Consider the following 12,264-nt stretch of genomic DNA (forward strand, 5'->3'; position numbering starts at 1 on the left):
TGGCTCTTCCGGTTTTAGAGTGCATTGATCCGGGTCACCAGTTGGCCGGAGTGCAGTAGGCAGCGCAGGACGTAGTGGTCGAAGTTGCGGAACCCTAGGGCGATGCCGCGTAGGGCTTCGAGGCGTCCGTTGATCGCTTCGACGGGGCCGTTGGAGGCTCCGCCACGGTCGAAGAACGCCAGGATCTGGTCTCGTTTGCGCCAGAGCGTGCGGCCGAGTTGAGCGAGTTCCTCCAGCCCCTCGGGTAGCCCGCGCCGGAGCCTGGTGATGAGGGCCTGCATGCGCTTCTTGCCGGCGGCCGGATCTGGGTGTTGGTAGGCGCTGATGATGTCCTGGTAGATGTGCCAGGAGACCTCCAAGGCCGCGTGGTCCTCGTGTTCGGCGAACAGCCGCTGCAGTCGGGCGATCTGCTCATCGGTCAGTAGCGACTGCCGGGTCAGCAGTGTTCGCCGGCCGCGGTAGAGCAGGTTCTCCTTGCGGCCCCGGTGGCCGTGGATCTGCTGCTGCAGGCGCTGACGACAGACGGTGAGTTTCTCCCCAGCCAGGTGAGATCGGGCCGGAGCGCCCTGCCAGAGTTTCCGCTGGTGGGTTTCTCCGGCCCGTCTCCCGAACCGGACGTGCGATTTCCACCGCATCCGGCTCTCCACGAGCACAGGCCGCAGGTCAGGTGATGATGATGGTCGGCTCCCACGGCGTTGGGATCTTCGTTCCGCGGTAGCGGTAACGGGTGATCGGCACTGTCCCGCAGTTGAACAGTGAGACGCCGTCGTGCTCTGGCCACCAGTTGTTGGCCAGGTAGTGCCGTTTCAGCCACCGCCATGTGGCACGTTTGTGTTTGCGTCGGAGCCAGTGCACGATCCGTTCCCAGGTGTACTGGTGCAGGTGAGCAAAGGTCCGGCTCGAGACGCCGTGCCGGAAGTAGCCGGTCCAGCCGCGCAGCACCTGGTTGATGCGGCGAAGCAACTCGGACAGGGGCTGGTTCGTTCCCATTCTGGTGATCGCCTTGACCTTCGCCCGGATCGAAGTCAGCGACTTCTTGGAAGGCCAGGTGTAGACGTATCGCTTGTTCGAGCCCTGTTGGCGTTGCCGCTGGATGCGGAACCCCAAGAACTCAAACCCCTCGTCGATGTGAGCGGTCAGCGTCTTGTGCTCCGATAGGCGTAGGCCCATCGGAGCGAGCACTGCTGCGACCTCGCCCCGCAGTTCCTCGGCGTGAGCCTCGGAGCCGGCCACCATGACCACGAAGTCGTCCGCGTAGCGCACCAGGCGATACGTGGCATTTCCGTGTTTGCGGCGGGTCGCCCGCTGGGGTCGGGTGGCCATATCGCGCTGCCAGGCTTCGGCGAAGTGATCGTCAAGGACTGACAATGCGATGTTGGCCAGCAGCGGCGACAAGATGCCGCCTTGGGGTGTGCCCATCTTGGTGTCCCTGGTGACGCCGTCCTCGTCGAGGATGCCAGCGCATAAGAACGCCTTGATCAACGCCAAGACACGTTTGTCTCCGATCCGCTCCCTGATCCGGTCCATCAGAGCCGGGTGGGAGATCTCATCGAAGCACGCTTCGATGTCACCTTCGAGCACCCACTGGTAACGGTTGGATGCCAGCATGTGAATCTCAGCGATCGCGTCATGAGGTCGACGACGCGGACGAAACCCGTAACTGCACGGGTGAAAGTCCGCCTCGAAGATGGGTTCGAGGACCAACTTCAGGCTGGCTTGCACGATCCGGTCCCGCACAGCAGGGATGCCCAGACGACGGTACTTGCCCGGCGTCTTCGGAATCATCCGTTCCTTGACCGGGAGCGGTTCGAAACTGCGGGCCTTGAGATCATCTCGCAGCCGATGCAGCATCGCGTCCCCAAAGTCGATGGAACGTGGAACCACGCCATCGACCCCGGCAGATCGTGCCCCTCGATTCCCTCTCACCCGATCCCATGCAACCGTCAGGAACGCGGGATCGGTGACAAGGTTGAACAGGTCATCGAACCGACGATCACCATCATCGGCTGACCATTGGTGCAGTTTGGTCTGGATACCCAGTACCCGCACCCGAGCCTCATCGAGGTCGAGCCACGGCTCGCCGATATTCACCAGCGACCTCCCGGCATTCCATCGCATCGACTGCATACTCGCTGGGTCCCTTCGCCATGTGGACGGCTTTCCCGCCCTCGGACTACTACGGACCCTCCGCCCCCTCCCGGAGCCGTCAGTTGACGGTGAACCTGCCCGCCGACCAGCAGACTGCTGGCCGGGAAGGGCGACTTCGGGATGGTTCCCACGTTCACTGTGTGTCGGTTGGCAGGATCGGCGCCCAGCTCTGCCGCTACAGCCTCGCCGTCACCGAACCCGCAGCACTGCGGTGACGGCCTCCCCGCCGACGTCAGTAGTCGGCTTCGGAGTCGCTGACCACGTACATCCTGATCAGCGCGCACTGTTGCCCGGCCCAGATCCGCCAGGTTCGAGCCGGTTCCACCCTTAAGCAGGTTCAACCACTGGTTCACTCTCGTTACACCTCTCTGCCTTGCTTGCCGGGCACGCTGCCATCTGGCAGTACTGGCACGCCCCGGCTTTGTCAGGGCTGCTTGCCGCCCTCCCCCGCACCTCCGGGATCAGGCTGCCCTCAACTTCACCGATCTGCTGCGACAGACCAGCGGGGTGGGCCTCTCACCCACCCCCGAACACACAGCGCCTCGCGGCGCACTTGCACCGTGTGGAAGGGGTCCATCACCGGTGTGGCCTGCGGCAGTGCTTCTTTGGTGGCGCTGTGATAGCCGGTGAAGCCATCCATGGTGACCACCTCGATGCGGTCGCGGAACTCCTGGGTGTGCTCGGCCAACCAGTCGGTGAGTACCTTCGCCGAACGGCCTGCTTGCACATCCAGCAGCCGCGCCGGCCCGGTGCCCTCGATCGTGGGGGTCAGATCTACCAGGATCGTGACATACGAGTCCTCACCGCCGCCGCGCACGTGTTTCCACTTGTGCTCATCGACCCCCAAGATCCGCACCCCTTCCAGGTGGGTCGGGTCGTCATAGACCAGGGTGCGGGCGGCATCGACCGCGAGGTTATTGACCAGGTCCCATCCCAGTCCCAGGGCCCGGGCCACGGCGCTGATGCTCATCTTGTCGATCGCCAAGCGCTGCAGGATCCACCGGGTGCACCGGTTGGTGGTCTTGGCCCCCACCGCGGCGCAGTCCAGCCGTTGCTGGAAGATCCGCTGCGGGCACTGGGTCCCGGTGCACCGATAGCGAGGCAGGCGCACGTGCAACCTGGTGGGATGGCCGGCCACCGGTACGTCGGTCAGCACCCGCACCACGTGATCCCGCAGGACCCCTTCGGCCCCGCAGGACGGGCAGAACGGCAACCCCTGGCGCGGTCGGGCCTGGATGATGGTGACGTCTGCGGCGTCGATGCTGGCCCCGGTGATCATCAGGTCCAACTCCGCGGTGCGACAGATGACATCAGCAACAGGGCAACCAGAAACAGCGGCAGAGCAGGTAGATTTCATCGCGGGCCTTGGGTGTTTGGATCGGACTGGTTAGCACCTCCAATCCTCACCCAAGGCCCACCTGCTCCCAGGCCCACCACGCCGCCTGATCAGCCCCTCAACGCACCCTCAAACCGGAAGAGCCGGTTTTCTACAACGCCGCGAAGATGCATCAGATTCGACCGTTTCGGATCAGCCGTTGGCCACTGTCTTCCCAGTCACGCACTCGCCCCCGCGTCTTCGCCCTGACTCATGCGAAGTTCGGCTACCGTCCGTCGCCACACCATGGGCCTCTATTTCCAGGACCAACGCTTGCTTCCGGGGGAAGATGTGAGCATGCCCAACGAGGTTCCTGATCCTTTGACTCCCGAGCAGAGGCGCGCCTTCGACCGGCTACGGGTTGCCCCAGACGGTGTCTGCTGGTGGTGCAGAGAGCGTCCGGCCACAACCCGTGAGCACAAGTACAAGCACTCTGACCTCAGGCGAGTGTTGGGCGATGACAACTTCATCGGAGTCGAGGATGGTACCGGCAACCTGAGAGTCGTCCGTGGGAAGAGTGGGATTAAACGCGACCGCTACGGGCTGGTCAAATTTCCAAAGTCGATGTGTGCCCCCTGTAACAACGAGCGTTCTCAGGCGTTCGACAGAGCATATGAGATTTTCTCGACCTACCTGGCAACGCGCAAGATGCGCACCAAGCCCGGAGTCCCCTTCGAGCGCATCTATGGGGAAGAGTGGGAGGAGAAGACGCTCGATCTCGCACGCTACTATGCCAAGCATTTTGGCTGTCGGATGGTGAATGCCGGCCTTCCGGTGCCCGGATCGTTGAGGGGATTTATGGATGGAGCGTCGGACATGGTCGATGCACAGATGGTCCTCATCTCAACTCGCTCCGTCCATCGGACGCGAAGCAGTCTCGGAATCAGTGGTGATTCCGTGTGGGTAGCCAAGGACCGATCAAGGTTCGTCGGCTTTGTGCTCGCTACCTACATTGGTGCGGTCGGCGTGAGGTATGAGTGGCTCGAGGAGGGGATCCCAGATGATCAGCGGTCGCAGTTCTTCCACAACCCGACTCCAGTTCTGAACCGCTTCGTGGACGAGGGTGCAGTCGCACGGGGCGAAGTTGGGAGGTGGAAAGCAGCGCCTTGGAAATAGGCACCAGAATGCCGCTAGCGGCCGAGGCCGGCTGCAGCGCCGCAACGCTGCCAGCGGAATGGTCCGAGTGTCGTTAGATACACCTACGCCGCTCCCACTCTCAAAACGGGAGGACCGAATGTAAAGCAGAAGACGCGCTCTACCTGGCCGAGTCGACGAGCATGGGCGCGAAACACATCGCGCTCGACCACTAGGCATCTGGGCTGTCCCAACCACTCGCGTGCCAGCCTGGCCGCTACGCGAACCAGTGGGTCGACGGTGGGAGCGCTGTAAAGAACTGATCCACGTCCGTGAGTTTGGGCGGGTCGGGGACGGAGGTGGGGGTCATCACGACGTAGCAGACGACCCGCTCGACCGCCCCGGTTGAGGATCCGGCTATGCCGCACTCGAGTATAGACAGACCGAGTTCCTGACCTTCCCGCTGCCCGTTAGGGGACCGGCTACCGGGCACATGCGGGGCGGGTTCTGCACTGGTGTGGACTTGATCAGTAAGTGGCGTGCTTCTGTGAGTTAGTAGGTGGCGTTAGCCGGTGACCAGGGTGCTGGTGGCGGCCTCGATCACTTTGTCAGTGATGAAGTGAGCTGGCTTCTCTTCAGGACGAGGACCATGCTGGCCCGGGTCTGATGCACAGCCTTCGCTGCAGCACGCTGAGCGCCGCACATCGTGACACCCGCGCAGCGGTCCCGGCTCCTTCGGGTTCACCGTGAATTGACGCGATCACGCTAGGTCGTGGTTGCGCCTGGAGGGAGGAACTCGCAGTACGCCGTTAACCGGTGGGATCGCACCTAGCCTCGGAGCTGTCCACTCGCGAAGGAGACGCAGTATGGAGAAGCGCACATTCGGCACCGGCCTGGAGGCCGCGGCGATCGGATTCGGTTGCATGGGGCTCAGTCACGGATACGGCAAGAAGGTCGCGGACGAGCACGGTATCGAGGTGATCCGCCGCGCAGTCGAACTCGGGGTGACGTTCTTCGACACCGCCCAGGTCTACGGCCCGTTCGTGAACGAGGAGCTGGTCGGCAAGGCCCTTGCCCCCGTCCGTGACCAGGTCGCGATCGCCACGAAGTTCGGTTTCGACTTCGTAGGCACCCGCGAGTCCGGGTTGAACAGCACACCGGAGTACATCCGCACGACCGTGGACGCTTCACTGCAGCGCCTCGGCGTGGAGAAGATCGACCTGCTCTACCAGCACCGCGTCGACCCCGACGTGCCGATCGAGGACGTCGCCGGCACCGTCAAGGAGCTGATCGAGGGCGGGAAGGTCGGTCACTTCGGCCTGTCCGAAGCAGGCGTCGCCACGATCCGCAGCGCGCATGCCGTGCAGCCTGTGACGGCGCTGCAGAGCGAGTACTCCCTGTGGTGGCGTGAGCCGGAGGTCGAGATCCTGCCGACCCTGGAGGAACTGGGGATCGGCCTGGTGCCGTTCAGTCCGCTCGGCAAGGGTCTGCTCACCGGAACGGTCGACGGTTCGACCGTGTTCGCTGACGGGGATGTTCGTGCGACGCTGCCGCGGTACAGCGAGCAGAGCCGCGCCGCCGGGGCGCAGCTTGTCGACCTGGTCTCCGAGATCGCCGGGCGCAAGGATGTGACGCCTGCGCAGGTTTCCCTGGCCTGGCTGCTCTCGCAACGACCGTGGATCGTGCCGATCCCCGGCACGACGAAGATCCACCGCCTGGAGGAGAACGTCGGCGCATCTACCGTCGAGTTGAGCGACGAGGAGCTGGCGCAGCTGGCCGAGCAGTCCGCCCTGATCGATACGACGGCTCCGCGCTATCCAGAGAAGATGCAGAAGTGGATCGACCGCTGACCCACCTGAACGCGAAGTGCCCCGCGTGCCGTGAGGCACGCGGGGCACTTGTCTGTGCGGACCCGCCGTCGAGGACATCTCAGCGGCGGCCTGCTGGTCAGGCTTCGGGGATGTCGCGGTGGAAGTTCTCCAGCGTGATGATGTCGGGGTCCGGACCGCTGCGGACGCCGGTGTCGAGTCCGTCGATCCGAGTGAGCTCCTCGTCGGTGAGCTCGAAGCCGAAGACGTCGAAGTTCGCGGCGATGCGCTCGGGCTTGACCGACTTCGGGATCGCGGAGCGGCCCTGCTGCAGGTGCCAGCGGATCATGACCTGCGCCGGGGTCTTGCCGTGCGTGGCCGCGATGTCGCCGATCACCGGGTCATTGAACGTCGAGCGGCTGGAGTCTCCGCGGTAGCTGGTGATCCCGCCCATCGGCGACCAGGCCTGGGTGAGAACGCCATGCTTGGCGTCGGCCTTCTGCACGTCAGGTTGGGTGAAGTAGGGGTGAACCTCGACCTGATTGACGGCCGGGGCGATCTCGGTCTCGGCGAGCAAGCGCTCGAGCACATCGGGCATGAAGTTGGAGACGCCGATCGCGCGGACCTTCCCGTCCGCGAGGAGCTTCTCCAGCGCCTTGTACGCGCCGACCGTCTTGGCGAAGTCCGCGGTCAGCGGCTGATGCAGCAGCAGGAGATCGATCTGGTCCACGCCGAGCTTGCCGGCAGACTTGTCGAAGGAGTGCAGGGCCTCGTCGTAGCCGTAGTCGGAGATCCACAGCTTCGTCTCGATGAACACCTCCGAGCGGTCGATGCCGGAAGCGCGGATCCCTTCGCCGACCTCGCGCTCATTGAAGTACGACGCGGCGGTGTCGATGAGGCGGTATCCGACGCGCAGCGCCTCAGCGACCGAGGCGACGGTCTCCTCGGGCGGGGTCTGGAAGACGCCGAAGCCCAGGGCGGGCATCTCGACGCCGTTGTTCAGAGTGATGGTCATGCTCTCTCCTCGTGGTGCGTGGTCTGGTCGCTGGCGGCGAGGCTTCCCAGCAGTGCCAGGCGGTCCTCGCTCGGGGTCCCGGGTTCGGCGGTGTAGCCGAACATGAACCATTCGGGGTTGGCCGGGAAGTCCATCGCCTCGTACACCAGCTCGAGGTCGCCGACCTCGGGGTGGTGGATGCGCTTGATGCCGGTGCGGTGGTGGCGCACATCGTGGGCTGCCCACCGCACTCGGAAGTCGTCGCTGCGGGTGGCGAGCTCGCCGATCAGGTCGGTCAGGTGCTTGTCCCGGAGGCTCTGCCCGGCGTAGGTGCGCAGCGAGGCGACGATGTTGGTCGCGCTCTCTTCCCAGTCGGGGAAGAAGATGCGGGAAGCGGGGCTGAAGAAGACGAAGCGAGCTGTGTTGCCACGGCTGGCCGGATCCTCCAGCAGCGGCTTGTACAGGGCTCGGCCCATCGGATTGCCGGCCACGAAGTCCATGCGCCGGTCCCGCACCCACACGGGCATCGCGACGGCGTCGATGAACCGCTGCAAGCTCGGCCGGAACGGCTGCTCGGCCTTCTTCCGGCGCCGGGCGGGTTGGGAACCGGCGGCCTCGGCGAGGGCATGGAGGTGGTCGGTCTCGGCCTCGTCCAGGCGCAGCGTTCGTGCGAGGCTGTCGAGAACCTCGCTCGAGACGCCACGGAGGTCGCCGCGTTCCATCCGCGCGTAGTACTCCACGCTGACGCCGGCCAGCATGGCGACCTCCTCGCGACGCAGGCCCGGCACCCGGCGCCGGCTGCCGGGAAGAATTCCTGCCTGCTCCGGCGTGATGCGGTTCCGACGGGTGCGCAGGAAGTCTCCGACCTCGTCCTTCTGGTTCATGCCCTCCACGCTACGGACCGCCGCCGCTCCGAGGGAGGAACTGGCAGTGCACGGATAAGCAGGCCCTCCCGGAAGCAGCTGAGCGCCTGTGGACTGGCACCGTGACCGAGATCAGCCGAAGGACCCTCGTGGGCGCGACCGGACTTGCCGGGCTCGCGACCCTCGCCGGTTGCGCGCCGCCGGATGACTCTCGCTCCGCCGACCCACCGCAGACACCGGATGAGAGTCCCGACATGACACCCAGCGCTGCACCGTCCTCCGGCGCGAGCACCCTGCTCGTCTACTTCTCCCGGGCCGGCGAGAACTACTGGGAGGGCGGACGCCGTGACCTCGAGGTGGGCAACACCAAACGGGCTCTTCCGGTTTGAGGGTGCGTTGAGGGGCTGATCAGGCGGCGTGGTGGGCCTGGGAGCAGGTGGGCCTTGGGTGAGGATTGGAGGTGCTAACCAGTCCGATCCAAACACCCAAGGCCCGCGATGAAATCTACCTGCTCTGCCGCTGTTTCTGGTTGCCCTGTTGCTGATGTCATCTGTCGCACCGCGGAGTTGGACCTGATGATCACCGGGGCCAGCATCGACGCCGCAGACGTCACCATCATCCAGGCCCGACCGCGCCAGGGGTTGCCGTTCTGCCCGTCCTGCGGGGCCGAAGGGGTCCTGCGGGATCACGTGGTGCGGGTGCTGACCGACGTACCGGTGGCCGGCCATCCCACCAGGTTGCACGTGCGCCTGCCTCGCTATCGGTGCACCGGGACCCAGTGCCCGCAGCGGATCTTCCAGCAACGGCTGGACTGCGCCGCGGTGGGGGCCAAGACCACCAACCGGTGCACCCGGTGGATCCTGCAGCGCTTGGCGATCGACAAGATGAGCATCAGCGCCGTGGCCCGGGCCCTGGGACTGGGATGGGACCTGGTCAATAACCTCGCGGTCGATGCCGCCCGCACCCTGGTCTATGACGACCCGACCCACCTGGAAGGGGTGCGGATCTTGGGGGTCGATGAGCACAAGTGGAAACACGTGCGCGGCGGCGGTGAGGACTCGTATGTCACGATCCTGGTAGATCTGACCCCCACGATCGAGGGCACCGGGCCGGCGCGGCTGCTGGATGTGCAAGCAGGCCGTTCGGCGAAGGTACTCACCGACTGGTTGGCCGAGCACACCCAGGAGTTCCGCGACCGCATCGAGGTGGTCACCATGGATGGCTTCACCGGCTATCACAGCGCCACCAAAGAAGCACTGCCGCAGGCCACACCGGTGATGGACCCCTTCCACACGGTGCAAGTGCGCCGCGAGGCGCTGTGTGTTCGGGGGTGGGTGAGAGGCCCACCCCGCTGGTCTGTCGCAGCAGATCGGTGAAGTTGAGGGCAGCCTGATCCCGGAGGTGCGGGGGAGGGCGGCAAGCAGCCCTGACAAAGCCGGGGCGTGCCAGTACTGCCAGATGGCAGCGTGCCCGGCAAGCAAGGCAGAGAGGTGTAACGAGAGTGAACCAGTGGTTGAACCTGCTTAAGGGTGGAACCGGCTCGAACCTGGCGGATCTGGGCCGGGCAACAGTGCGCGCTGATCAGGATGTACGTGGTCAGCGACTCCGAAGCCGACTACTGACGTCGGCGGGGAGGCCGTCACCGCAGTGCTGCGGGTTCGGTGACGGCGAGGCTGTAGCGGCAGAGCTGGGCGCCGATCCTGCCAACCGACACACAGTGAACGTGGGAACCATCCCGAAGTCGCCCTTCCCGGCCAGCAGTCTGCTGGTCGGCGGGCAGGTTCACCGTCAACTGACGGCTCCGGGAGGGGGCGGAGGGTCCGTAGTAGTCCGAGGGCGGGAAAGCCGTCCACATGGCGAAGGGACCCAGCGAGTATGCAGTCGATGCGATGGAATGCCGGGAGGTCGCTGGTGAATATCGGCGAGCCGTGGCTCGACCTCGATGAGGCTCGGGTGCGGGTACTGGGTATCCAGACCAAACTGCACCAATGGTCAGCCGATGATGGTGATCGTCGGTTCGATGACCTGTTCAACCTTGTCACCGATCCCGCGTTCCTGACGGTTGCATGGGATCGGGTGAGAGGGAATCGAGGGGCACGATCTGCCGGGGTCGATGGCGTGGTTCCACGTTCCATCGACTTTGGGGACGCGATGCTGCATCGGCTGCGAGATGATCTCAAGGCCCGCAGTTTCGAACCGCTCCCGGTCAAGGAACGGATGATTCCGAAGACGCCGGGCAAGTACCGTCGTCTGGGCATCCCTGCTGTGCGGGACCGGATCGTGCAAGCCAGCCTGAAGTTGGTCCTCGAACCCATCTTCGAGGCGGACTTTCACCCGTGCAGTTACGGGTTTCGTCCGCGTCGTCGACCTCATGACGCGATCGCTGAGATTCACATGCTGGCATCCAACCGTTACCAGTGGGTGCTCGAAGGTGACATCGAAGCGTGCTTCGATGAGATCTCCCACCCGGCTCTGATGGACCGGATCAGGGAGCGGATCGGAGACAAACGTGTCTTGGCGTTGATCAAGGCGTTCTTATGCGCTGGCATCCTCGACGAGGACGGCGTCACCAGGGACACCAAGATGGGCACACCCCAAGGCGGCATCTTGTCGCCGCTGCTGGCCAACATCGCATTGTCAGTCCTTGACGATCACTTCGCCGAAGCCTGGCAGCGCGATATGGCCACCCGACCCCAGCGGGCGACCCGCCGCAAACACGGAAATGCCACGTATCGCCTGGTGCGCTACGCGGACGACTTCGTGGTCATGGTGGCCGGCTCCGAGGCTCACGCCGAGGAACTGCGGGGCGAGGTCGCAGCAGTGCTCGCTCCGATGGGCCTACGCCTATCGGAGCACAAGACGCTGACCGCTCACATCGACGAGGGGTTTGAGTTCTTGGGGTTCCGCATCCAGCGGCAACGCCAACAGGGCTCGAACAAGCGATACGTCTACACCTGGCCTTCCAAGAAGTCGCTGACTTCGATCCGGGCGAAGGTCAAGGCGATCACCAGAATGGGAACGAACCAGCCCCTGTCCGAGTTGCTTCGCCGCATCAACCAGGTGCTGCGCGGCTGGACCGGCTACTTCCGGCACGGCGTCTCGAGCCGGACCTTTGCTCACCTGCACCAGTACACCTGGGAACGGATCGTGCACTGGCTCCGACGCAAACACAAACGTGCCACATGGCGGTGGCTGAAACGGCACTACCTGGCCAACAACTGGTGGCCAGAGCACGACGGCGTCTCACTGTTCAACTGCGGGACAGTGCCGATCACCCGTTACCGCTACCGCGGAACGAAGATCCCAACGCCGTGGGAGCCGACCATCATCATCACCTGACCTGCGGCCTGTGCTCGTGGAGAGCCGGATGCGGTGGAAATCGCACGTCCGGTTCGGGAGACGGGCCGGAGAAACCCACCAGCGGAAACTCTGGCAGGGCGCTCCGGCCCGATCTCACCTGGCTGGGGAGAAACTCACCGTCTGTCGTCAGCGCCTGCAGCAGCAGATCCACGGCCACCGGGGCCGCAAGGAGAACCTGCTCTACCGCGGCCGGCGAACACTGCTGACCCGGCAGTCGCTACTGACCGATGAGCAGATCGCCCGACTGCAGCGGCTGTTCGCCGAACACGAGGACCACGCGGCCTTGGAGGTCTCCTGGCACATCTACCAGGACATCATCAGCGCCTACCAACACCCAGATCCGGCCGCCGGCAAGAAGCGCATGCAGGCCCTCATCACCAGGCTCCGGCGCGGGCTACCCGAGGGGCTGGAGGAACTCGCTCAACTCGGCCGCACGCTCTGGCGCAAACGAGACCAGATCCTGGCGTTCTTCGACCGTGGCGGAGCCTCCAACGGCCCCGTCGAAGCGATCAACGGACGCCTCGAAGCCCTACGCGGCATCGCCCTAGGGTTCCGCAACTTCGACCACTACGTCCTGCGCTGCCTACTGCACTCCGGCCAACTGGTGACCCGGATCAATGCACTCTAAAACCGGAAGAGCCA

The 12,264-nt window shown here is 64.7% G+C and carries 11 protein-coding genes; 6 read left to right on the forward strand and 5 right to left on the reverse strand.

All coding sequences use genetic code 11. From position 1 onward, the window contains the following. Nucleotides 1–14 precede the first annotated feature (14 nt). The 3 genes from ACO0LU_RS19275 to ACO0LU_RS19285 form a co-directional block, all read right to left on the reverse strand. Nucleotides 15–635 carry an ISL3 family transposase gene (locus ACO0LU_RS19275; protein WP_424791527.1) on the reverse strand — a complete coding sequence of 207 codons (621 nt, stop codon included), beginning with the start codon at nt 633–635 and terminating at the stop codon, nt 15–17. Nucleotides 636–663: 28 nt separating this feature from the next. Beyond that, the gene (gene ltrA / locus ACO0LU_RS19280) at nt 664–2,118 is read right to left on the reverse strand and encodes a group II intron reverse transcriptase/maturase (protein WP_424791528.1); all 1,455 of its coding nucleotides are present in this window, start codon (nt 2,116–2,118) and stop codon (nt 664–666) included. A gap of 508 nt (nt 2,119–2,626) precedes the next feature. Continuing rightward, a complete protein-coding gene (locus ACO0LU_RS19285) occupies nt 2,627–3,427 on the reverse strand; it encodes an ISL3 family transposase (protein WP_424791529.1) in 801 nt (266 codons plus the stop codon). Nucleotides 3,428–3,820: 393 nt separating this feature from the next. Here ACO0LU_RS19285 and ACO0LU_RS19290 point away from each other — a divergent pair, with 393 nt between their 5' ends. Beyond that, complete coding sequence (locus ACO0LU_RS19290) at nt 3,821–4,639, forward strand: hypothetical protein (RefSeq protein WP_424792960.1); 819 nt, start codon at nt 3,821–3,823, stop codon at nt 4,637–4,639. Nucleotides 4,640–5,463: 824 nt separating this feature from the next. After that, nucleotides 5,464–6,447 (forward strand): aldo/keto reductase, encoded by a 984-nt coding sequence (locus tag ACO0LU_RS19295; protein WP_424792961.1) that lies wholly within the window; start codon nt 5,464–5,466, stop codon nt 6,445–6,447. Nucleotides 6,448–6,544: 97 nt separating this feature from the next. On the opposite strand, the gene ACO0LU_RS19300 is transcribed toward ACO0LU_RS19295, so the two are convergent. Together ACO0LU_RS19300 and ACO0LU_RS19305 are read right to left on the reverse strand one after the other, a co-directional pair. Next, nucleotides 6,545–7,420: an aldo/keto reductase gene (locus ACO0LU_RS19300; RefSeq protein WP_424792962.1), complete on the reverse strand. Its 876-nt coding sequence runs from the start codon at nt 7,418–7,420 to the stop codon at nt 6,545–6,547. Then, a complete protein-coding gene (locus tag ACO0LU_RS19305; RefSeq protein WP_424792963.1) occupies nt 7,417–8,283 on the reverse strand; it encodes a helix-turn-helix transcriptional regulator in 867 nt (288 codons plus the stop codon). The genes ACO0LU_RS19300 and ACO0LU_RS19305 overlap by 4 nt, the downstream gene beginning before the upstream one ends. Nucleotides 8,284–8,516: 233 nt before the next feature. On the opposite strand from ACO0LU_RS19305, the gene ACO0LU_RS19310 reads away from it, so the two are divergent. The 4 genes from ACO0LU_RS19310 (at nt 8,517) to ACO0LU_RS19325 (ending at nt 12,250) form a co-directional block, all read left to right on the forward strand. Then, nucleotides 8,517–8,651: a hypothetical protein gene (locus ACO0LU_RS19310; RefSeq protein WP_424792964.1), complete on the forward strand. Its 135-nt coding sequence runs from the start codon at nt 8,517–8,519 to the stop codon at nt 8,649–8,651. A gap of 186 nt (nt 8,652–8,837) precedes the next feature. Next, on the forward strand, nt 8,838–9,638 hold the full coding sequence (locus tag ACO0LU_RS19315) for an ISL3 family transposase (protein WP_424791529.1): 801 nt from the start codon (nt 8,838–8,840) through the stop codon (nt 9,636–9,638). Nucleotides 9,639–10,146: 508 nt separating this feature from the next. Continuing rightward, nucleotides 10,147–11,601: a group II intron reverse transcriptase/maturase gene (ltrA, locus tag ACO0LU_RS19320; RefSeq protein WP_424791528.1), complete on the forward strand. Its 1,455-nt coding sequence runs from the start codon at nt 10,147–10,149 to the stop codon at nt 11,599–11,601. Between the two features lie 28 nt (nt 11,602–11,629). Beyond that, complete coding sequence (locus tag ACO0LU_RS19325) at nt 11,630–12,250, forward strand: ISL3 family transposase (protein ID WP_424791527.1); 621 nt, start codon at nt 11,630–11,632, stop codon at nt 12,248–12,250. The last annotated feature ends 14 nt before the right edge of the window (nt 12,251–12,264 follow it).

Source organism: Pseudactinotalea sp. Z1748, from assembly GCF_049725185.1.
Classification (GTDB): domain Bacteria; phylum Actinomycetota; class Actinomycetes; order Actinomycetales; family Beutenbergiaceae; genus CALKWS01.

Coding starts and splice junctions, on each gene's coding strand:
- ACO0LU_RS19275 (WP_424791527.1), bottom strand. CDS start 635: ATGCGGTGGAAATCGCACGTCCGGTTCGGGAGACGGGCCGGAGAAACC.
- ltrA (WP_424791528.1), bottom strand. CDS start 2,118: ATGCGATGGAATGCCGGGAGGTCGCTGGTGAATATCGGCGAGCCGTGG.
- ACO0LU_RS19285 (WP_424791529.1), bottom strand. CDS start 3,427: ATGATCACCGGGGCCAGCATCGACGCCGCAGACGTCACCATCATCCAG.
- ACO0LU_RS19290 (WP_424792960.1), top strand. CDS start 3,821: ATGCCCAACGAGGTTCCTGATCCTTTGACTCCCGAGCAGAGGCGCGCC.
- ACO0LU_RS19295 (WP_424792961.1), top strand. CDS start 5,464: ATGGAGAAGCGCACATTCGGCACCGGCCTGGAGGCCGCGGCGATCGGA.
- ACO0LU_RS19300 (WP_424792962.1), bottom strand. CDS start 7,420: ATGACCATCACTCTGAACAACGGCGTCGAGATGCCCGCCCTGGGCTTC.
- ACO0LU_RS19305 (WP_424792963.1), bottom strand. CDS start 8,283: ATGAACCAGAAGGACGAGGTCGGAGACTTCCTGCGCACCCGTCGGAAC.
- ACO0LU_RS19310 (WP_424792964.1), top strand. CDS start 8,517: ATGACACCCAGCGCTGCACCGTCCTCCGGCGCGAGCACCCTGCTCGTC.
- ACO0LU_RS19315 (WP_424791529.1), top strand. CDS start 8,838: ATGATCACCGGGGCCAGCATCGACGCCGCAGACGTCACCATCATCCAG.
- ltrA (WP_424791528.1), top strand. CDS start 10,147: ATGCGATGGAATGCCGGGAGGTCGCTGGTGAATATCGGCGAGCCGTGG.
- ACO0LU_RS19325 (WP_424791527.1), top strand. CDS start 11,630: ATGCGGTGGAAATCGCACGTCCGGTTCGGGAGACGGGCCGGAGAAACC.